The sequence below is a fragment of the Corallococcus sp. M7 genome (genome assembly GCF_054512695.1).
Genome location: NZ_CM137252.1, coordinates 5,079,560 through 5,101,223, shown reverse-complemented (window position 1 = coordinate 5,101,223; position 21,664 = coordinate 5,079,560). Strand labels below are relative to the sequence as shown.

The window sequence follows — 21,664 nt, the reverse complement described above, 5'->3', positions numbered from 1 at the left end:
TCGTCGCTCCTTGAGTGTGGGAAGCGGCAGGGTGGACCGCTTCCCGGGGTGAAGGCAACGGCGTGGCGGGTGGGGCCGTCAGGGAGTTGCCCCCGGGAGCGCGTCCGGTAGCCTTCCGCGGACCATGGAAGGACTGCTCGACGCGTTCATCGCCTTCATCCGCGCGGAGCGGGGCCTGTCCGGCAAGACGGTGGACGCCTACGCGGCGGACCTCACCGTGTACTTCGAGGACCTGCGCTCGCGCGGCAAGGAGGACGTGGCGCGCGTCACCCAGGAGGACGTGCTCGCGCACCTGGTGACGCTGGGCAAGCGGGGCCTGGGACGCCGCAGCCAGGCGCGCCACCTGGCCGCGCTGCGCGTCTTCCACCGCTTCCTCGTGGCGGAGCGGATGGCGGACAAGGACCCCACGGAGGACGTGGACACGCCGAAGTCGCCCCGCAAGCTGCCCGTGTTCCTCACGCTGGAGGAGGTGGAGCAGCTGCTCGCCGCGCCCGACGCGCGCACCGTCACGGGCCTGCGCGACAAGGCCATGATTGAAGTGCTCTACGCCACCGGCCTGCGCGTGACGGAGCTGTGCACGCTGGAGCTCAACAACGTGCAGCTCACGTCCGGCTATCTCGTCACCAAGGGCAAGGGCTCTAAGGAGCGCATCGTCCCGCTGGGGCGCGTGGCCATCGAGATCGTCCAGGAGTACCTGTCCCGGTCGCGGCCGGAGCTGTTGGGCAAGCGCCAGGCGGACGCGCTGTTCGTCACGCCGCGCGGGGAGGGCTTCACGCGGCAGGGCTTCTGGAAGCTGCTCAAGCGCTACGCGCTGAAGGCCGGCATCCTCAAGCCCTTGTCGCCGCACAAGCTGCGCCACTCGTTCGCCACGCACCTGGTGGAGCGTGGCGCGGACCTTCGCGCGGTGCAGCAGATGTTGGGACACGCGGACCTGGCGACGACGCAGATCTACACGCACGTCAACAGCGCTCGGCTGCGCAAGGTGTACGACGAGTTCCACCCGCGCAGCGACGCGTTCAAGCCCAAGCCGTCCGCGCGCAAGCGCCCGTCCACTCCGGGGTAGGGGGGGACCCTGGACCGCGGGGAGGGGCGCGTGGCGCGTGCGTCGCGCGCGAACGCAATCGCTTGCGGTGAAGACGCGCGCTGAGCGCGTGCGCGTGCCGCTGAAGCGGGTTCGCAGAGGAAGCGCAGCATTCTTCGGGAAGTGGATCGCCGTGTGCAGTGCAGGACGGCGCCAGCGGACATGACGTCCGCTGGCCTGTCGCACGGTCGTCGCGTTCCACCCCACTCGGGCGCGGTGTGGCCCACGAAGGTCTGCTCGTCCATGAAGCGTTCTCGCCAATCCCTGATGTCAGGCGTCCTGGCCCTCACCGGCTGCGTGGCGCTGTCCCTCTCCGGATGCAAGGTGCCGGAAGCGAACGCGGCGGAAGCGAAGCCGCCGCCCAAGAAGGCGCCCACCGCCAACGTGGTGCCGGCCTCCGCCACCGCCCCCGAGGAATCCTCCAAGACCCGCACGCCGTTCGCCGTGGCCCGTGAGGCCTTCGAGCGCAACGGCGTGAACGCCAACCCCTTCGCGGACAACAACGGCAACATCCCGCCGTCCTGGCAGTACCAGGGCCCGCTGTTCAGCCTGAGCCACGACTACCCGCAGACGCCCGTGGCGCCGCCGGCCAATCCGCCGTGGATCGCCGCGCTCAAGGGGCAGCCCATCTCCAAGGCGAACGCGCTCGCGTACGTCAACGCGCTGAAGGCGTACATCGCGCCGTCCATGCAGACGCTGCTCTACGACTACCGCCGGTGGGATGCGGCGAAGGAGGGTTGGTACAACGAGCCGTGGCTCGCCTCCATCCGAGAGAGCATCCACGGCACGTACGTGGGCTCCGAGTTCCCCGCGGCCACCTTCGCCGCGTCCGGCCTCAAGGTCGACATGACGACGTACGTGCTGACCTACTACGACAAGGTGGCGGCGTACGCGCTGGGCCAGGTGTGGGGCAAGACGGCGATGGTGCCCACGCTCAACAACACGTCCGCGCAGTTCCCGGAAGGCTCCATCGTCATCAAGGTGGCGCTGACGAGCGCGCTGGCCAAGGACTGGCCGGTGATGCAGGGCGCGTCGCTGTGGCCCGTCTACGTGCCGCCGCCCAACGGCCCTTCGGGCGCGAAGCCGGTGACGATGAACGCGTCGATCATGCAGTTCGACATCATCGTCAAGGACACCAAGACGGCGCCCAAGACGGGCTGGGTGTTCTCCACGCTCGTCTATGACATGCGCGTGCCGGGCAGCCCCTGGGACAAGATGATCCCCCTGGGCGCGATGTGGGGGGATGATCCCAACGTCAACTCCACGCTCAACCCGGGCATGCCGCTGCAGGAGACGGTCATCAACCCCGCGGCGCCCGCGTACTCCACGGCGACACTGGGGTGGGGTGGCCGCCTGTCCGGCCCGAACGACGGCGCGGTGGTGGCGCCGGCCTCCATCAACGGGCAGATCGTGCCCGCCGTGCAGGCCTCGTCGTGCATGAGCTGCCACAGCGTGGCCGAGTGGCCCATGAAGACGTTCCTCTTGCCCACCACCACGATGCCGCCGACGGTCGTGGGGCCGAACAAGGACGCGCTCGTCCTGGAGCCGCCCGGTTCGCAGGCCTGGATGAAGTGGTTCCAGAACAACCCGGGCAACGTGCCGCTGGATCCCGGGACGGTGCCCATGGACTTCGACATGGTGTTCGCCTTCAAGTCGCTGCCCGCGTGGCAGAAGGCGACGCAGGGCAGCAGCGGCATGAAGGCCTTCGAGGACGCCGACCTGTCCCGCGGCACGCCGCCCGTCAACCCGCTCAACCTCAAGTACAACGGCCTGTAGGCCGGTGAGCTCGGGAGGACTCCATGCCCATCTTCGACAAGGCCATCATCGGCGCGGGTGGCGGTGCCATGTATTACCTCGATGCGCGCATGGGGTCCGACCTCACGTCGGGCATCCGGGAGCAGCTCACGAAGCAGCTCGGTGAAGTGGAGGGCCAGGAGGCCCGCAAGAAGGCGCTGGAGCACCTGCTGTTCGTCGGTGACAGGGACACCGACATGCGGACGCCCCAGAACAAGGAGGCGCTGGACCTCACGTCCGAGCGCGCCGTGCTCGCCAACACGGTGCTCATCGGCATGAGCAACCCGTGGCACATCAACAAGACGGACCAGCAGACGGGCCGGGGCGGCAACTACTTCGTCAATCACTCACGTCAGGTGGTCAGCACCCGGCCGCTCTCCCGGTTCCGCAACGACATGTCGCGGAGCACGATCGTGGAGGAGTGGTGGAAGGTCTTCGAGACGCACGACACGGTGCAGGACGACGCTGACGTCTTCGAGCAGTCCCAGGGCTACACCTCTCGCGAGAGCTTCAAGGAGGAGTGGCTGGAGGTGATTCGCCGCGCCAAACGGCACGGGCTGACCCGACTCTGGGGGCACGTGACGAAGATCGACTGGAGCGAGGACGAAGACTGCTTCGTCATCACCTTCACGCCGGCGAGGTTCGAGACCGTCCATGAGCCCATCAAGGCCCGCGAGCTGCTCCTGATGACGGGCAACGGGAGCTACCTCAAGCCGTCGGTGGCCAACGGCATCACGGCGCCCCAGGGGTGGGAGACCGACCGGCGGATCATGGACATGGATCAGCTCATGCGGCACCTGGCGACGAGCGGGGAGAAGGGCAAGACCATCTGTCTCCAGGGCGGAAACGCGGCGATCGACGCGGCCGAGCAGATCATGCGGTACGGCCACAAGGTGCACTGGCTGGTGCGCTCCGGCGTGAACATCCTCGCCAACTCCCTGCTCGTGCATGCCCCCGCGCTCGCGAAGAGCACGACCGGGAGGTACGAGCACGCGGGCATCACGTCGACGCTCCAGAAGGGCGTGACCTCCTCGGTGGTCGCGAACGGCCCGGGCACGACCCTGAAGGTGACGGCCTACAAGGATGAGCCCAACAAGACCCAGACGCTGCTGACGACGCTGGAGGGGGTCCACTACTACGTCTACTGCATCGGGAATGAAGTGAACGACAGCGCGTCAGGCGTGGCGAAGCTGCTGGTCGACAGCAAGCTCGTGGCCGTGAAGGACAACAAGATCAACGACCCGAAGCTGGAGGCCATCCACGACGAAGGCTGGCTTTTCCGGAGCCTGTCGCGGCGCAAGGGCGCGGTGAAGGAGGCCGCCATCGGGCTGCGCAAGAAGTTCTCCGACCGCTGCCGCATCGACGTCCTGGGCGCGGCGTCCTTCATGCTGGTCCCTCCGCAGGGCGAGCTCGGGAGCAAGCTGAAGGCGCTGACGAACTATCAGATCCAGTCCGTCGCGGACGTGCGCCAACTGGCGGCGCTCAAGGACGTGATGCGGGCGTACTGCAACAGCCTGAGCGGCGCCTCGCTGGATCCGGCGAACGTCAACTTCCTGGGCGGCACGAAGAACGAGATCGCCGCCTTCATCGCCATGCACTACGAGTTCATCCCTCCGGTCGTCGCGGATGAGCTCACCACCTTCCTCATGCTCGTGCGCACGCGCGAGGAGTTCACCAACGGCTACACCGGCACGGAGGTGCGGGGCATCCAGGCGGCCCTGAAGAGCATCGACAAATACTTCGAGGACCACGGGGACATCCGGAGGTTCCTGGAGAAGACGATGACCGAGGTGGTGATGAGCTACCGCAAGCAGATGCTCACCCCCTTCCAGACGGGGAGCCCCGGGTTGAAGTGGCTGGACATCCACTGGGACAGCTGAGCCGCCCGGTCACTATCCTGACAGACGGCTGTCACACGGCGGGCCCAGGATGGCGTCATGAACGCGAACGCCTTGCCACCCCTGACCCTGCTGGAGCTGGCCGACACCGGCCTGCCGGGCATCGAGAGCTACTCTCCCTTCTGCCTCAAGGCCCACCGCGCCTTGAAGTACGCGGGGTTGCCCTACGCGCGAGGCTGCGCGGACAACCCGGCCTCCCACCGCGCGCACAACCCCACCGGCCAGGTGCCGGTGTTGCTGGTGGGCAAGGAGGCGGTGCCGGACTCCACGGCCATCCTCGCGCGCATCCAGCAGCTGGCGCCGGGCCGCATCGACGCGTCGCCGGAGGCGCTGCTCTGGGAGGAGCTGGCGGACACGTCCCTCAACGGCTTCCTGGTCGCGTCCCGCTGGGCGGATGACCGCAACTGGCCCCGGACGCGCGCCGCGTTCTTCCACTTCATGCCGGCGCCGGTGCGCGCGGTGGTCCCGACGCTGATCCGCCGCAAGCAGGTGGAGCGGCTGGTGGCGCGGGACGTCTGGCGCGCGGGCCCGGAGGCCTGCTGGCGACGGTTCGGAGTGCTGTTGGACCAGTTGGACGCGCGGGCGCCGGAGCAGGGCTACTGGTTGGCAGGGGCGCTGAGCGTGGCGGACCTGGCCCTGTTCGCGCAGTTGCAGAGCCTGCGCACGCCGCTCACGCCCTGGCAGGGCGCGGAGGTGGAGCGGCGCGAGCGATTGAGCGCCTGGCTCGGACGGGTGGACGCGGCGCCCCGCACCGCGGGCGTGTCCCTGCGCGCCGCGAGCTGAGGCCTGTGGGGGGCTTTCGTCGGAAAGCGGAGGGTTGTTCGCGCATGGAAGCACACCACCCAACGATCAAACGTTGGACACCGCCATCGCACGGACGTGCCGGTGCGGACGTCTTCTACGGTTCGCGCATGAACCCGACCCCGCACACTCCCCCCACTGGCGAACCCTTCCCCCTGCAAGCGACCTCGCTGGAGTCGCTCGACGCGCTCATCCAGCGCGTCGACGGCATGTCGGAGATGGAGCTGGATCACCTCCCGCTGGGGATGATCCAGCTCGACGGACAGGGGCGGATCCTCAAGTTCAACCGGACCGAGGCCGCGCTGGCGCGCATCCAGGCGCGCGAGCAGATCGGCAAGAACTTCTTCTACGACGTCGCGCCGTGCACGCGCGTGCGGCAGTTCTTCGGCCTGTTCCAGGAGGGCGTGAGGGCGAAGAAGCTCTACCAGACGTTTGGCTTCGTCTTCCGCTTCGCGCACGGCGCGCGCCACGTGGCCATCACGCTGTTCTACAGCGACAAGACGGATTCGGTCTGGGTGCTGGTGTCCGACAAGAAGATGCCGGACGCGCGCTGAAGCCGCGTCAGCGCACGAAGCCCGCCACGGGGCTTTCGAAGACCTTGCTCACGACGTTCATCGTCCGGAGCCAGGCATGTGCCTCCTCGCCAAGCCGCCCGTAGACGCGCACGTCCACGGGCTTCGCGACGCCAAGGAGCGCCTTGAACTCCGGCCACCCGGAGATCCGCCGGATGTGCTCCATGACCTGGAGCGAGTCCGCGAACGTGATGATCACGCCGACCTCCGTGTCATCAGGCCGGGCGTGGAACTGGATGCTGAGCAGGCTGCGCACGCCTTCGGATTCCAGGCGTTGGACCGCGGCCTGAATGGTGGCGGTGAAGACAGGGAAGGGCGCTGTCCGTTCGAGCACCTCCACGAGGGTGATCCGCTCACGGGCTGCCAGGTCCATCCGCGTGCTCCGTTCTTCGAGGACCCACCGGGCTTCCCCTGGGGTCGAGTCACACGCTAGGGAGGGGACCCGGAGGGGTCCATGGCCTTTCGAGTCCAGCTCGCTGTCCTGCTCCTCGCCTTGCTGGGAGCGTGAGCCGCCCCACGGGGCAGGGTGCGGCTGGATACGGGCGACGGTGCACCCATCGAGTACAGCCCGCCTTCCTCCGTCCGGGCGGTGACGGTGGGGGAGGGTGCCTTCGAGGAGGCGCTGACCGAGCTGGTGCTGGTGACACCTCTGCGCCTCCGGGCTTCGCGGCCAGTCGACTGGGTCCGCGCCTCCTATGCCACGGGGGATACGGACCGTGCCTTCGGGGGCTTCTGCGAGCCGGGGCTTCGTCGGGGGGACTGCATCTCGTTGCTCGAAGACGTGATGGGGCTGAGCGACTGGGACAAGTTCGACGTGGCGCTGGCGCTGTCACTCGACCCTCTGAAGGAGAGCATCTCCAGGGCCGTGGAGGAGACCCTGGCGCCGCAGCTCTTCTACTCGGTGATTGCGACCGGACTCGTGACCTGGGCGGCGCTGGCCGCGAATCCTGAGCCTGCCTTCACCAAGGCCGCCGCGGTCATCTCAGCGCTGCTCCTGATCTACCTGGGTGCGGAGACGTTCCTGGAGCTGATTGAAGCGAGCCAGGACCTGAAGCTCGCGACGGACCGGGCCTCCACGTGGAAGGAGCTGGATGCGTCCGGCCAGCGCTTCGCGACGCGGGTAGGGCCGTCCATCGCACGAGTCCTGGTGCTCGCGACCACGGTCGCGGTGAGCCATGGAATGACCGGTGGCGCGTCGTTGCTGGCGGCCCGACTCGCGACGTTGCCGAACTTCCCGGGAGGTGCGGCGGTGGCCTCGCGCATAGGCGTCAACGTCGCGAGCCTCGAGCAGGTGAGGGCGGTGTCCGTCTCGGGCGGAGTCATCACGCTCGCCCTGCCGTCCACGGTCGTCGCCATGGCGGCGAAAGGGAGCGGAGTTCCGCTGGCCGGCGCGAGCTCCTGGAACTCCTTCAGTGCCCTCAAGCGAGCACGAGGGCCTGCGGGCCCCGGGAAGCAGTGGCACCACATCGTTGAGCAGACGGACGGAAACGTGCGGCGCTTCGGTCCACAGGCCCTGCACAACACCGACAACGTGATCGCCCTCGACGAATCCGTCCACCAACGGATCAGCGCCTACTACTCGTCCAAGGATCCTCGTATTTCCCTAACGCAGACCGTGCGGCAGTGGCTGAGCGGCCAATCGTTCCAGGCTCAACGCGACTTTGGCTTGAGCATCCTCATGGACTACGGAGTCATCCCATGAATGCGCGCAGATTCCAGAAGGCCAGCATCGAGGAACTCATCCAGTGGTACGTGGAAAGCGCCATTGCATACGGACAGGCCCTGGACGCCGCGGACTCGCGGTCCGCCAATCGCGCCGCAGACAAAATCTCGGGGGTGTACCGGGAGCTTCGGGGCCGTGGTGCGACGTCCCAGCTCCTTCCCTTGCTTCAGAGCAAGGACGAGATCATCCGGTCCTTCGTCGCGACACATGCCCTGGAGTTCGCACCCGAGCAGGGCGAGCCCGTCCTTCTTTGGCTCGCGGCTCGGCCGGGGCCCAACAGAACCCCAGCTTTGTACGCGCTCAAGGCGTGGCGCGAGGGCACACTCAAATTCACTTGATCAGCTTCAGCTCCCGGCTGCAGCCAAGGCCTGTTGGATGAGCGGCCGGGCAAGGTCGCGGACATGCGCGGCCAGACGTTCCTCGCTCGCCGGATCCAGGGACTGACACGCGGCAGGGAAGGCCAGCTCCAGGTCCACCCGGACATCCAGCTCCACTTCGCTCACCACCGCGTCTTCGTCGTCGCGCCCGCACTTCGAGAGGGCGCTGGCGATCCGCGCGGGATTCACCAGACGCGAGGACCAGGCCTGAAGCTCGGTGAGGGACAGCCGCTGGTGGGCATCCCAGGCCGTGCTCTCGTCGAAGCGGGCCTCGTTGAACTCCTCGATCTTCCGCTTGAAGGCGACGCGCTGCCCCGGCGCCACGGGCTGCTCGCTCTTGATGACGAGCCCTTCCGCCCAGTTGTCCGCCAGCGGGGGCAGGCCCAGCATCGCGGGGAGTCGCGTCAGCGCTCGCGTGGGCGCGGATTCCATCTGCGCCCGGGTTCCTCGCGCCACGAGGGGCGGTGCGAGCACCCCGGCGGCCCTCGCGGCCGTCTCCACGTCGCGATGCGAGAGCATCACCCCTTCGTCCTCGTCCGACCGGGCCACCAGGATATCGAACAGCACCCAGTGAAGGCCCGGCGCGTACCAGATGCCTGTCTGGACCGGCATCATTCCAGGCACGGCGGGGACCTCCGGATGGGGATAGCGGCCTCCCAGCAGCTCGCCGTACAGATAGACGCGCGCGTCGGTGAGCCCCAGCGCCCGGACCGCCTCCAGGGCCGCGTTGCTCAAGGACAGGCGCAAGAGCTGCCATCCGAAGAAGGAGTCCCCCTCCTCGAGCCACGCCTTGCGCTTGCCAAAGTGGACCGACCCGTCCTGAACGCCCAGGACGAGCTGCGCGCCATGGAGCTTCTCCAGTGCCACCCAGCTCCCGGAAGGACTGGCCTGCCCCCGTGCATCACCCGCGGAGGACATCTTCAGGAAGGGTCGGAAGCGCATGGGCTCAGTTTCCGCCCAGGTCCCCCAGATTCAAACCATAGGGATCCGTCGTCGTGCGCCTGGGCCCGGGCTCCGGCGCATCGGGCGCCAGCGGGGCCACGCGGATCAGCCCCGCGGCCCTCAGTCTCTCCACGGAGCGTGACGCGGCCAGCTCTCCCATCGCCGCCGTGCGCAGGGCCTGGCGGATGCTCCGGCTGCCCCTCAGCTTGGAGTAGAGATACAGGTCGTCCGCCGTCAGGTCCGGCGGGGCAGGGCGGGGGATGGGCTCGAACACCAGCCTCCCGTCCAACGCGAACAGCGCGTCACTCAACGCCAGCGTCAGCCCCACCTCCGCCTCGCGGTACAGCGCGTGCGCCTCCGGCACCGGCCCCCGCTCCAACACCTGCGCCGCCAACGCCACCGCCAGGTCGTACTTGCGCGACGACAGGAACGCGCGCACCAGCGCCAGCAGCTCCGTGAACTCCGTGGACTCGCCCACCTGGAGCCCCGTGGACCGGTGCGGCGCCAGCGCTCCGCGCCGGTACAGGTGCAGCACCCAGCGCGCCGCGAACAACGGCGCCTCCCTCGCGCTCGCCAGCAGCTCGCCCAGCGTCGCGCCTCCGGCCGCCAGGTCCAGGAGCACGTCCTCCTCCTCGGAGAAGGTCTCCACCGCGAACTCGCGGAACACCCGGAACGTGGTGTCCAGGCGCGGGAAGATGTCCCGGAACTGCGCCCACTCCTGCACTCGCGCCACCGCGTCCCGGTGCAGCGTGCTCAAGGGCAGCCGCAGGCCCACCGCCCGCCCGGACAGGGGCAGCCCCGGCGTGAACTCCACCTCGCCCGACTCCCAGGCGTAGCAGTCGAACAGCGCCTCGCGCGCCTTGTGCTCCATGGCCTCCGTCAGCTGCGACAGCTCCACGAAGCAGCGCTGCACCAGGAACGTGCCGTAGGGCAGGTTCGCGCCTTCCGCCGCCTCGAACGCCGCCGCCGCCCGGGGCGCGTCCAGGATGCGCAGGTTCACCAGCACCTGCGCCAGGTGCTCCCTCGGATCCGTGGAGGCCACCCCCACCAGGTGCCCGTCCCGCAGGTAGAACTCCCGGCGCACCGCGCCCCGCTCCACCCGCAGCGTCCCCTCCACCCCAGGCGTCGCGAACAGCGGGGGCAACACCAACTGGAGCCGGTAGCTGGCCAGGTTTCCTGTGAACGCTTCCATCCGTGGGCGCCCTCCAAGGCAGGTCGCATGCTGCGCCGGCCGCCAGGGTACCTGGGAGACTTGAGACGTCTCAACCCCCTGAAACTGCTGGGCTTTTCCTGCCCGGGCGAAATGTTCCAGGGAATCAGGGCACGCGAGTGTCAGGCGTTGAAAGGGCCCACCTGTCCCAACGGAAGGTTGCAGCATGACGGCGGGTGTGCGAACGAGCCGTGTCCTCCACCCGTCATTCGGAGCGCGAATCGCGATGCGGATTCTCTCAGGCGTCCAGTCGTCCGGAAGGCTGCACATCGGCAACTATTACGGGGCGATGCGGCAGTTCGTGCAGCTCCAGGATCAGGGCGAGGCCTACTACTTCATCGCCAACTACCACGCGCTCACCACCATCCGGGACCCGAAGCTCGCGATGGAGCTGACGCGCGACGCGGCGCTCACGTACCTGTCGCTGGGCCTGGATCCGAAGAAGGCCGTCCTCTTCCGTCAGAGCGACGTGAAGGAGGTCATGGAGCTCAACTGGATCCTCGGCACCGTGGTGCCCATGGCGCACCTGGAGCGGGCCACCAGCTACAAGGACAAGGTCGCCAAGGGCATCAGCGCGGACTTCGGCCTCTACGCGTACCCCGTCCTCATGGCCGCGGACATCCTGCTCTTCAGCGCGGACCAGGTCCCGGTGGGCAAGGATCAGATCCAGCACATCGAGTTCGCGCGCGACTGGGCCGTGAAGTTCAACACCCAGTACGTCCCCGGCTACGACCCGGCGGATCCGGAAGGCAAGGAGCGGGGCCACGCGCCCGGCATCCTCAAGCTCCCTGCCGCCTTCGTGCAGGAGAACGCCGCCACGGTGCCCGGCATCGACGGACAGAAGATGTCCAAGTCCTACGGCAACACGCTGGAGCTGTTCGGCGAGGACAAGGACATCAAGAAGCGCATCATGTCCATCAAGACGGACTCCACGCCCGTGGACGCGCCCAAGCCCACCACGGACGCGCCGCTCTACGACCTGCTCAAGCTGATGCTCCCGCCCGGCGAGTTCTCCGACGTGGACGCGTCCTGGAAGGCCGGCGGCAAGGGCTACGGCGACTTCAAGAAGAAGCTCCTGGACGCCTTCCACGTCACCTTCGGCCCCGCCCGCCAGCGCCGCCAGGAGCTGCTCAACGACCCTGGCGAGTTGGAGCGCATCCTCAAGGACGGCGCCGACCGCGCCCGGGCGGAAGCCACCCGCCTGATGGACCAGGTGAGACGGGCCGTGGGAATCCCCTGAACGCCCGTTCCTGTTCAAATGTTTGACCCCCCTGGGAGGCATTGCTAAGGAGGTCTGTCCCTCCGGCGCTTGTAAAGGCCGGAATTTCGGCCCCTTCCGCATGACGAAGTTCCCATCCCCCCAGAAGGACGCCGGCCGGTGAGCGAAGGTCGCAAGCCCCCACCGCCCGACGACCTCCCGCCGGACCCCGACGGGGAGGGATTGCCGCGCACGCCCGGAGACGCCTTCCGGGTGGCGCTGCCCAACTTCGAGGGTCCCCTGGACCTGCTGCTCCATCTCATCAAGGAGCACCGGGTCGACATCTTCGACATCCCGCTGGCGCTCATCACCGCCAAGTACCTCGAGTACCTGGAGCGGATGCGGGAGCTGAACCTGGACATCGCCGGCGAGTTCCTGGTGATGGCCTCCACGCTCGCCCACCTGAAGAGCCGCATGCTCCTGCCCCGGCAGGACGCCGCCCAGGTCCCGGAAGGGGCGGACGTGCTCGCGGCGGTGGAGGAGGCGCAGGACCCTCGCGCGGAGCTGGTGCGCAGGCTCCTGGAGTATCAGAAGTACAAGGAGGCCGCGGAGCACCTGGCCAAGCAGGACATCCTGGACCGGGACGTGTTCGCCCGGAAGGTGCCCGTGGAGGCGGTCCCCATCCCCGAGGACGAGGTGGGGCTGCAGGAGATCAGCGTCCTGAAGCTGGTGGAGGCGCTCGACCGCGTCCTCGAGCGGCTGACGCCCAAGGTGCAGCACGAGGTGGTGCTGGAGCGCGTCAGCCTGTCCGAGGCCATCCTCCGGGTGGCGGAGCGGCTCAAGAAGGACGGGCAGGTGGTGTTCGACGCGCTGTTCACGGAGGCGGCCACGCGCCAGGAGGTGGTCATCACCTTCATCGCCATGCTGGAGATGGTGAAGCGCCGCCTCATCAAGGTCTTCCAGGAGGAGCCCCTGGGCCCCATCCAGGTGACGCCCAACGGGGACGCGCTGGAGAAGCTCATCCCCACGGAGGTCGACGAGAGTGACTACCGGTAACGGTCCCGACGACGGTGACGAGACGCCCGCCCCCGGCACGCCCGGCGGCCCCGGCCCCTTCTCCGAGGAGGAGATCGCCGCCGTCACCGGCCCTGGTCCCCGACGACGCGGAGCTGGACGGGGTGGAGGCGGCCGCCATCGAGGAGGGCTCGGACGACGACTACGTCCCGGACCTCCAGTCCTCCTTCGAGAAGCTGGTCGCCAAGAGCCGCAACCTCTCCCCGGACCGCATCCGCACGGTCCTGGAGAGCGTGCTCTTCGTCGCCGAGCGCCCCCTGAACGTGGACGAGCTCTACCAGGCCACCGGCATCCCCAGGGAGCCCATCCTCCAGGCGCTGGATCAGCTCTCCGGCATCCACCGCGAGGGCATCAGCGGCGTCGTCCTCTATGAAGTGGCGGGCGGGTGGCAGTTCCGCACGGACCCCCACTCCGCGGAGTACGTCCGGCGCTACCTCCGGGTGAAGCCGCAGCGGCTCACCCGCGCGGCCGTGGAGACGCTGGCCATCATCGCGTACCGGCAGCCCGTCACCCGCCCGGAGCTGGAGGACATCCGCGGCGTGGACTGCGGCGCGGTGCTCAAGGCGCTGATGGACCGCAAGCTGGTGAAAATCCTGGGGAAGCGGGAAGAAGTCGGCCGCCCCATCCTTTATGGAACCACGCGCGAGTTCCTGGAGTTCTTCGCGCTGAAGGACCTCTCCGCGCTGCCCACGCTCCGGGAATTCCATGAGTTGACCCAGGAGCACCGGGAAATCGTGGAGAAGGAGGCGGCTCCCCCGGCTCCGAAGGCGGAGGGGACGGTGGCGGCGCTGTCGGACCCGAACTTCACGAAGCGAATGGAGAAGAACGAGGCGGCCAGTGAGGCCGCCCTGGAGGAGCTGGAGGAGGCCATGGCCGCCGCGGAGCGGACCCAGAAGGTCAGCTCCAGCATCCTGGAAAGCCCCCCTTCGCCCGAGAAGGGTGATAGCGAGGGGCCCAAGCCCGAGTGATGGGCGGCAACTGGAAGAAGGCACGGAATGGCGGCGGAACGTTTGCAGAAGTACCTGGCTCGCGCGGGAGTGGCTTCGCGCCGGCACGCGGAAGAACTCATCACCTCCGGTCGCGTCGGAGTGAACAACGAGACGGTGACGGAGCTGGGCAGCCGGGTGGAGCCCGGAGTGGACCTGGTGACCGTCGATGGGAAGCTCGTCACGCCGCCGGAAGAGTCGTCCTACTACCTGCTGTACAAGCCCGTGGGCGTCGTGACGACGCTGTCGGATCCGCAGGGCAGGCCCACGGTGGCCAGCTACGTGGAGGAGACGGGCCGCCGCCTGTTCCCCGTGGGACGCCTGGACTACGACGCCGAAGGGGCGCTGCTCTTCACGGATGACGGCGCGCTGGCGCACAAGCTCACGCACCCGAGCTTCCAGGTGCCTCGCACGTACCTGGCGAAGGTGAAGGGCACGCCGGACATGCCCACGCTGGAGAAGCTGCGCGGGGGCGTGCGGCTGGAAGACGGCATGGCCACGCCGGTGTCCGTGGACGTCTTCGAGAAGGCCGAGCGCAACACCTGGCTGAAAATCGTCGTGGCGGAGGGCCGTCCGCACCTCATCAAGCGCCTGTGCGCGGCGGTGGGGCACCCGGTGGTGCGCCTGTTCCGTCCGAACTACGCGGGCGTGGGCGTGGAGGGGCTGCGCCCCGGTGAGCTGCGGCCGCTGAAGACCGCGGAAGTGATCCAGCTGACGGAGGTGGCGGAGGGCCGTGCGCAGCCGAACGCGTCGGACCTGAAGCTGCCGCCGCGCCGTCACGGGCGTTCGGCGCCGGGCTTCGGCGGGGCGGATGACGACGACATCGAGCTGTCGATGGACGACGACGCTCCGGTGGCGCCGCGCAAGACGGAGCGCGCGGCGAAGAAGGCTCCTGCGACGGGGCCCAAGACCCGCGAGGCGCGTCCGGAGCGCAAGGAGTGGAAGGGCGTGCAGGACGGAGGCACGCGTCCCCCGAAGTTCGCGAAGCGCGGAGCGACGCTGGCCGCGGACGACGACGCGGATCTGGATGACGTGCCGACGTTCGACGACGACGGTGAAGAGACGGAGTCGGACGCCGCCGAGGGAGCCACCTACGGCAAGGCCGCGCGAGGCGCGGGCCGTTCCAGCAAGCCCGAGGGTGAGCGCGCCCCCCGTGGCGGCGCGCGGTTCGGCAAGCCGGCCGGTGCGGGTCGTTCCGAGGGTGGTGCGTCGCGTGGCGGCCGGTTCGGCGCCGAGGGCGGTGCGTCCCGTGGTGGTGGCCGGTTCGGCGCCGAGGGTGGCGCGTCGCGCGGTGGCAGCCGGTTCGGCAAGCCGGCCGGTGCGGGCCGTTCCGAGGGTGGCGCGGGCCGCTTCGGCAAGCCGGCCCGTGCGGGCGCCGAGGGCGATGCTCCTCGCGGCGGTGGCCGTTTCGGCAAGCCGGCGGGCCGCTTCGGTGGCGAAGAGGGTGGGGCTCGTGGCGGTGGCCGCTTCGGCAAGCCCGCGGGCGGTGACCGTCCGGAGCGCCGTGAATGGAAGCCGCGCGGTGAGTCCGCGGGCCGCTTCGGCGGTGAAGAGGGCGGCGCTCCTCGCGGTGGTGGCCGCTTCGGCAAGCCCGCTGGTGCGGGTCGTTCCGAGGGCGGCGCGAGCCGGTTCGGTGGCGAAGAGGGTGGCGCTCGTGGCGCGGGCCGCTTCGGCAAGCCGGCCCGTGCAGGCCGCGGTGGTGATGAGGCTCCGCGCGGCGGCTTCGGCAGGCCAGCTCGTGCTGGCGCCGAGGGTGGTGCGTCGCGAGGCGGTGACCGCTTCGGCAAGCCTTCGAGCCGCTTCGGCGGTGAAGAGGGTGGTGCCCCTCGCGGTGGCGGCCGGTTCGGAAAGCCGGCGGGCCGTGGTGGCGACGAAGGCGCTCCGCGCGGTGGCAGCCGTTTCGGTGCCGAGGGCGGCGCGTCTCGCGGCGGTGGTCGCTTCGGCAAGCCCGCGGGCCGTGGTGGTGACGAAGGCGCCCCGCGCGGTGGCAGCCGTTTCGGTGCCGAGGGTGGCGCGTCGCGCGGCGGTGGTCGCTTCGGCAAGCCCGCGGGCCGCTTCGGTGACGAGGGTGGTGCTCCTCGCGGCGGTGGACGTTTCGGCAAGCCCGCGGGCCGCTTCGGTGACGAGGGTGGTGCTCCTCGAGGCCGCTTCGGCAAGCCGGCGGGCCGTGGCGGTGACGAGGGCGGCGCTCCTCGCGGCCGCTTCGGCAAGCCGGCGGGTGGCAGCCGCTTCGGTGGCGAAGAGGGTGGGGCTCGTGGCGGTGGCCGCTTCGGCAAGCCCGCCGGTGCGGGCCGTTCCGAGGGCGGCGCGCGCGGTGGTGCCCGCTTCGGCAAGCCCGCTGGCGCGGGTGGCGACCGTCCGGAGCGCCGTGAATGGAAGCCGCGCGGCGAGTCCGCGGGCCGTCCCGAGCGTCGCGAGTTCAAGCCCCGTGGCGAGGACTCCGGCAGCCGGTCTCGCGGCGGCGGTGGAGCCTCGTCCAGCGCCTCCTCCGGCGAGCGCATCGTCCGCGCGGGCGTGAAGAAGGCGCCCCCGGGCGAGCGTGGCGGCGGCTACCAGGACTTCAAGGAGCGCAAGACGCGCGCCTCCGAGCCGCGCTGGAACAGCAAGGCGCCTCGGGGAGGGGCAGGCCGTCCGCCCCCTCGTGGTGGCCGCTCCCGCTGAAACAACCTTCCTCCTGGGTCGCTCCGTCGGTGGGCGGCCCGGGAGGGCGTTGATATAACCGCCGCCTACCTCCAGCGTCCGCCGCTCCGGGAGAACGATGCGAATCCGCGTGCGACCCCTCTTCCTCGCCCTGACCCTGCTCGTCGGGTGCAACGGCAACCGGGATCAGCTCCTCGCGGAGATCCAGGACCCTCGTCCCGAAACCCGCGCCGCCGCCGTGCGGAAGCTGGCCGAGCAGAACAACCCGGACGACCTGGTCCTCTTCACCCGCGCCGCCAAGGACCTCTCGGCCTTCGTTCGCGGTGAAGCCGCCAGCGCGCTCGGGGAGAGCCAGGACCCGCGCGTCGTGGATCTGCTCGGAGAGCTCCTGGAGGATCCCGACGAGGCCGTGCAGGGCCAGGCCGCCCTGGCGCTCGCCAAGGTGAAGAACGACAAGGCCAAGGCGTACCTCACGCTCCAGTACGGACGGCGGGGCCGCGCCACGCGCCGGGTCATCGTCCAGGCCCTCAAGAGCACCAACGTCGCCGGCGCCATGGCCTCCGTCGTCAACGCCGAGGCCAAGGGCCTGTGGGAGCGCAACCTCCTGGCGCTCACCGAGGGCGCGCTCCCCGAACGCGTGGGCGCCGCCGAGGAGCTGGGCAAGAGCGGCCGCGCGGAAGCCGTGAACCGGCTGCTGCCCATGGTGCGCGACAGCCAGGTCATCCTCGCCGCCGCCGCCGTGCGCGGACTGGGCGACGCGGGCGACACCCGCGCGGTGGCCCCCATCGCGCTGCTCCTCGACGAGAGCTTCCCGGAGCTGCGCGAGTCCGCCATCGGCGCGCTGATGAAGCTGCAGGACCCGACCGCCGCGACGAAGCTCCAGGCGGTGGCCGTGGAGAAGAGCGCGGTGAGCCCGCTGGCCACCGACGCCATCCTGACCTTCCCGCGCACGCCCGCGACGGACGCCGCGCTGTGCGCCATCGCGCTCGATGGCGCCCGGGACGAGGCCCTGGATGCCGCCCGCGCCATGCGTTCGCGAGGCGGCTGCCCGGCGGAGCCCATCGCGGACCGGCTGTCGCGCCCGGCCACCGCGGCGTCGGGGCTCCAGGCGGTGGCGGGCCTGGGCCCGGCGGCGCAGGCGCTGCTGCCCAAGGTGACGCCGTGGCTCAACCAGCCGGACGTCGGGCTGCGCACGCTCGCGGTGGAGGCGGTGACGCACGTGGGCGATGCCTCCGTGGTGCCCGTCATCCAGAAGCTCTACGAGCAGGAGGTCGCCGGGCTCGCGGCGCTGCGCGCGGACTGGATCCCGCAGGCGCTGCCGCGGAAGTACGCGGCGGATCTGGATCCGTCGGCCCCGCGTCCGGAGGCGGCGAAGGCGAAGGAGGATCCCCGGCCCGCCAAGCACGCGCAGCTCTTCGAGCGGCTCCAGGCGCTCAACGCGGCCCGCGCCAAGGAGGCCGGGCGCGTGGTGGTGCCGCCGCGAGTCCCCTCGGAGCTGAGCGATGACGTGGAGCCCGCGAAGCTGCAGCCGCTGGCCACGCTGCTCACCGCGCTGGGCAGGCTGAAGGCGCCCGGAGCGCTGGAGATCCTCAAGGGCTACGCGGATGACGTGAGCCCGGTGCTGCGCGCGGCGGCGCTGGTGGGGCTCGCGTCCGTGGGGCCGGAGGGCATCGAGGTGACACGCACGGCGCTGCTGGAGCCCGACCGTGAGCTGCAGAAGACGCTGGCGCTGGCGCTGGCGGAGCAGGGCGAGGCCGGGCAGCTCGCGCTGGTGGCGTCGCTGCCGAAGATGGGCAGCGAGAAGCTGGTGGTCCTGGATGCGCTGACGCGCGTGGGACCGCCGCCTGCGTCCGCGTCGGAGGCGTTGCAGGGCGTGGTGAAGGAGGGGGGGGCGGAGGCGGCGCTCGCGGCGCAGCTCCTGGGCCGGATGGGCGCGAAGGACGCGGTGCCCACGCTGCTCAAGGCGCTGGACGACTCCAACAGCGTGGCCCGGCGCGACGTGCTGCTGGCGCTGGGAGCCATGGGCGACGCGAAGTCCGCGGAGGTGGTGGGGCGGGACCTGTACCACGACCTGCCGGAGATCCGGGCCGCGGCGGCCACGGCGCTGCGCAAGATGAACACCGGCGCGGAGGCCGAGCCGCTGGACGCGCTGAAGGGCGACTACTTCCGCGAGGTCCGCGTCGCAGCGGGGGCCTCGCAGACGAAGGAAGGCACGGCGGCCGGCGGGGCGCAGTGAATGGAGTCCCGCGCGCTCAAGGACAAGGCGACGGAGGCCTTCGGCAAGGGCCGCTTCGCCAAGGCCGCCGAGCTGTACGAGGACTACTGCCAGGCGGAGCCGAAGGACCACCAGAGCCGCCTGCGCATGGGGGATGCGTGGTCCAAGGCCGGTCAGCGTGACCGGGCCGTCTCCGCGTACCAGTCCGCGGCGGAGGGCTTCGCGAAGGAGGGCTTCCTCCCGCGCGCCATCGCCGCGAGCAAGCTGATCCTCGAGCTGGATCCGTCCCACCAGGGCGTGCAGCAGATGCTCGCGGACCTGTACGCGCGAAGGGGCACGCCGGCCACGTCCAGGGCGAAGCCGAAGGACGCCGCGCCCCCATCCACCCCCGCGAGCCTCATCGCCCAACGGGAGACTCCACCCGAAGCCCCCAGCCCCAAGGCCACGCCGCCGAAACCACTGGAGGCCGACGGAGCCCCGGTGGACCTGTCGGATGCGCTCCCGCCCGAGCTGGCCCTGTCGAACGCGCCCGTCGCGGACGACACCGAGGTGGTCCTCTCCGTCGAAGTCGAGCTCGAGCCCACGCAGGCCGCGCCCGTGACGCCCGAGGCGCCAGCGGTGCCCGGCTCCGCCGCGCCTGCGACCGCGAGCTCTCCCGCGACGCATGCCGCCGTATCCACGCGGACTGAGCCCCCCGTAGTGCCTGTTGCCGCCGCGCCTGCGACCGCGAGTTCTCCGGCGACGCCAGCGGTGCCCGGCTCCGCCGCCCCTGCGACCGCGAGCCCTCCCACGACGCCTGCCGTCGTAGCGCGGCCTGAGACACCCACGGTGCCTGTCGCCGCCGCACCCGCACCGGCGGGCCAGTCCGTCCGGGTCGCACCGCCGTCCCCATCTCCCATGCCCGAGCTTCCCCAGAGCCGGACGCCCAGCGGACGCTGGCAGGCGCTCGCGCCGCCCATCACGGGCCCCGAAACCGCGCCGGCCCCCACCGAGCCGAAGCCTTCCTCTCCGGCCGCGCCCCCGGGCCTGCGCCCCCGCCGCGTCGACACGCCCGCAAGGCCCACGGCCACGGTCGCCGCGGGCGCTTCCGTGGTTCCCACCACCGCTGGAGCCCCAGAGCCCTGGCTCGCGTCCCTGCGCGTCTCCAGCTTCACGGAGCTGGAGATCGAAGCGGACTCACTGCTGCACGCGGTGGAGCTCGCGGCCCAGCGGGGCCTGGCCGAACACGCGCCAGAAGAAGAGCCCGTCTACGAGCTGACCGAGGAGGCCGGCCCCGGCACCTGGGACGCGCTGCCGTCCATCCCGCTCTTCTCCGACCTGCCGCGCGACGCGTTCATCCAGCTCTTCGAACGCTGCCCGCTGCGGCGCTTCGGCCCAGGCGAGCGCATCCTCGCGCAAGGCACCCACGGCGACGCCTTCTACGTCATCTGCGAAGGCAGCGTGCGCGTCTTCAAGGAAGAGGACGGCCGCCGCCAGGACCTGGCCACGCTGGAGGGCGGAGCCTTCTTCGGCGAGATGGCGCTCCTGTCCGGAGCCCCGCGCGCCGCCTCCGTGGCGTCCGTGTCCGATGACACGCAGGTGCTCGAGATCTCCGCCGCCGTGCTCGCCACGCTCTCGCGCAGCCATCCGCCCGTCGCCAAGGCCCTCAAGAAGTTCTGCCGCGAGCGGCTCCTCGCGAACGTGATGAACAGCTCCGCGCTGTTCCGTCCCTTCAATCGCAAGGACCGCCGCAACCTCGTGGAGCGCTTCCGGGCCCGCGACGTGGAGCGCGGCGAGGTCATCATCCGCGAAGGCGACGCCACGGACGGCCTCTACGTCGTCCTCTCCGGCGAGGTGGAGGTCCACAAGAGCGGGCAGCGGCTGACGAGCCTGAAGGAAGGGGATCTCTTCGGTGAAATCTCCCTCCTGCAGAAGACGCCGGCCACCGCCACCGTGGAGGCCTCGCGCCACACCACGCTGCTGCGCCTGCCTCGCGAGGACTTCGACTCGCTGATCTCCAGCCACCCGCAGGTCCTGATGCTCGTCTCGGACCTGAGCGACGAACGCCTGCGCCGCACGCAGCACGTGCTGGACACCCAGGCCGGCACCACGCCGGGCGACGAGGACGAAGACCTCATCCTCGTCTGACGTGCCCTCGCGGGTCCCCGGGATGGCATCCCACCCCGCGAGTCACCTGACGCAGCCGTACAGGGCGCCAGGTTGTGACGCCCGGAGGTGCCCGCTATCCTCCCAGTCATGGCTGGAGGCCAGCACGCGACAGCGGGATTGGGGCCCGACGACATCGCCGAGCTGGAGGCCATTGGCTCCGAGCCCGGCTATGACGTGTTCCTCGCCCCCGCGCGTGCCCTCGATGGTCCCGTGGAGGAGTGCCGCTCCAACATCGCGCTCGCCTTCCACAACACGAAGCGCGGGGTGGAGAGCGTCCTCGCCCGTGAGGCGGAGGTCGCCGCGCTTCCAGGCGTGAACGTGGAGGAGCTGCGCGAGCTGCCACTGCTTGCCCAGGGCCTGGCCTGGGCCGCGCTGCGCGTCCAACGCGACATGCGGGCCAGCTCCTTCGGAACCCTGTTCGACCGCGCCCAGCAGCTGCGCCGCAAGCTGCTCAAGACCGCGGAGGCGCTCGCGGAGGCCTCCTTCCTCACCGCCGGAGACGTGTCGGCCGCTCACGGAGAGGGCCACCGCGACGTGGTGGGGGACTGCCTGGGGCTCGTGGCGCTGTTCCGCGGACACGAGGCGAAGCTCGCCGGCCGCTCACCCGTCACCCCCGAGGACGTGGACGAGGTGGAGCGCGTGGCGCAGCAACTGCGCGCCCTGCTCGCGGCCCCCGGTGCGGCCCGCGAGGACTCGAGCTCACCGCTGCTCTTCGAAGCCACGGAGACGCGGGACCGCTTCTGGACGCTGCTCACCCGGCGCCACGACATCCTCTGGCGCTGTGGCGCGTGGCTCTTCGGCCGGGACGTGGACATGCACGTGCCGCCGCTCCTGGCCCGCCACCCGCTGGTGCGCGCCGTCGAGCCCACGTCCATCGAACGCGCGAAGCCGCAGCAGACGCCTGCGAAGCGCGGGGCGACCCCCATCGACTACGCCCCGGACAGCAACGTGCGCTCCAAGGTCCGCTTCATGGTGAAGGTCGGCTTCGACTTTCCCTCCCGCTAG

General features: G+C 70.2%; 15 protein-coding genes and 2 pseudogenes. 14 read left to right on the top strand and 3 right to left on the bottom strand.

Annotated features, from left to right (window positions below; translation table 11 throughout):
• Positions 1-124: 124 nt before the first annotated feature.
• The 5 genes from xerD (at position 125) to ACX114_RS20300 (ending at position 6,128) form a co-directional block, all read left to right on the top strand.
• Positions 125-1,063 (top strand): site-specific tyrosine recombinase XerD, encoded by a 939-nt coding sequence (gene xerD, locus ACX114_RS20320; RefSeq protein ID WP_459286894.1) that lies wholly within the window; start codon positions 125-127, stop codon positions 1,061-1,063.
• A gap of 261 nt (positions 1,064-1,324) precedes the next feature.
• Positions 1,325-2,857: a hypothetical protein gene (locus tag ACX114_RS20315; protein ID WP_459286893.1), complete on the top strand. Its 1,533-nt coding sequence runs from the start codon at positions 1,325-1,327 to the stop codon at positions 2,855-2,857.
• Between the two features lie 23 nt (positions 2,858-2,880).
• Entirely contained in the window at positions 2,881-4,755 is a 1,875-nt protein-coding gene (locus ACX114_RS20310; RefSeq protein ID WP_459286892.1) for a hypothetical protein, read from the top strand.
• 57 nt (positions 4,756-4,812) lie between these two features.
• On the top strand, positions 4,813-5,556 hold the full coding sequence (locus ACX114_RS20305) for a glutathione S-transferase family protein (RefSeq protein ID WP_459286891.1): 744 nt from the start codon (positions 4,813-4,815) through the stop codon (positions 5,554-5,556).
• A 128-nt stretch (positions 5,557-5,684) separates the two neighbouring features.
• Entirely contained in the window at positions 5,685-6,128 is a 444-nt protein-coding gene (locus ACX114_RS20300) for a PAS domain-containing protein (protein ID WP_459286890.1), read from the top strand.
• A gap of 7 nt (positions 6,129-6,135) precedes the next feature.
• Here the strand turns inward: ACX114_RS20300 and ACX114_RS20295 are convergent, their stop codons facing one another.
• Positions 6,136-6,519 (bottom strand): hypothetical protein, encoded by a 384-nt coding sequence (locus ACX114_RS20295; RefSeq protein WP_459286889.1) that lies wholly within the window; start codon positions 6,517-6,519, stop codon positions 6,136-6,138.
• Positions 6,520-6,600: 81 nt separating this feature from the next.
• Between ACX114_RS20295 and sitA5 the strand changes: the two are divergent.
• Positions 6,601-7,848 (top strand): annotated as a pseudogene (gene sitA5, locus ACX114_RS20290) (SitA5 family polymorphic toxin).
• On the top strand, positions 7,845-8,207 hold the full coding sequence (locus tag ACX114_RS20285) for a hypothetical protein (RefSeq protein ID WP_459286888.1): 363 nt from the start codon (positions 7,845-7,847) through the stop codon (positions 8,205-8,207). Before sitA5 ends, ACX114_RS20285 begins: the two are co-directional and overlap by 4 nt.
• A gap of 6 nt (positions 8,208-8,213) precedes the next feature.
• Here ACX114_RS20285 and ACX114_RS20280 read toward each other — a convergent pair whose 3' ends face one another.
• Positions 8,214-9,188, bottom strand: coding sequence for an RNA ligase family protein (locus tag ACX114_RS20280; RefSeq protein ID WP_459286887.1), 975 nt, complete (start codon positions 9,186-9,188; stop codon positions 8,214-8,216).
• Between the two features lie 4 nt (positions 9,189-9,192).
• The gene (locus ACX114_RS20275; protein ID WP_459286886.1) at positions 9,193-10,380 is read right to left on the bottom strand and encodes a DUF4388 domain-containing protein; all 1,188 of its coding nucleotides are present in this window, start codon (positions 10,378-10,380) and stop codon (positions 9,193-9,195) included.
• Between the two features lie 244 nt (positions 10,381-10,624).
• Between ACX114_RS20275 and trpS the strand changes: the two genes are divergently transcribed.
• The 7 genes and pseudogenes from trpS to ACX114_RS20240 all read left to right on the top strand — a co-directional run bounded on the left by trpS (position 10,625) and on the right by ACX114_RS20240 (position 21,664).
• Positions 10,625-11,638, top strand: a complete 1,014-nt coding sequence (gene trpS, locus ACX114_RS20270) for a tryptophan--tRNA ligase (protein WP_459286885.1) — start codon at positions 10,625-10,627, stop codon at positions 11,636-11,638.
• Between the two features lie 201 nt (positions 11,639-11,839).
• Positions 11,840-12,652 carry a segregation and condensation protein A gene (locus ACX114_RS20265; protein WP_459300219.1) on the top strand — a complete coding sequence of 271 codons (813 nt, stop codon included), beginning with the start codon at positions 11,840-11,842 and terminating at the stop codon, positions 12,650-12,652.
• Positions 12,639-13,638 (top strand): annotated as a pseudogene (gene scpB / locus ACX114_RS20260) (SMC-Scp complex subunit ScpB). The gene ACX114_RS20265 and the pseudogene scpB overlap by 14 nt, the downstream one beginning before the upstream one ends.
• Before the next feature lie 27 nt (positions 13,639-13,665).
• Entirely contained in the window at positions 13,666-16,317 is a 2,652-nt protein-coding gene (locus ACX114_RS20255) for a pseudouridine synthase (RefSeq protein WP_459286884.1), read from the top strand.
• Positions 16,318-16,414: 97 nt separating this feature from the next.
• Positions 16,415-18,532, top strand: coding sequence for a HEAT repeat domain-containing protein (locus ACX114_RS20250; RefSeq protein WP_459286883.1), 2,118 nt, complete (start codon positions 16,415-16,417; stop codon positions 18,530-18,532).
• Entirely contained in the window at positions 18,533-20,638 is a 2,106-nt protein-coding gene (locus ACX114_RS20245; RefSeq protein WP_459286882.1) for a cyclic nucleotide-binding domain-containing protein, read from the top strand.
• Between the two features lie 138 nt (positions 20,639-20,776).
• On the top strand, positions 20,777-21,664 hold the full coding sequence (locus ACX114_RS20240; protein WP_459286881.1) for a hypothetical protein: 888 nt from the start codon (positions 20,777-20,779) through the stop codon (positions 21,662-21,664).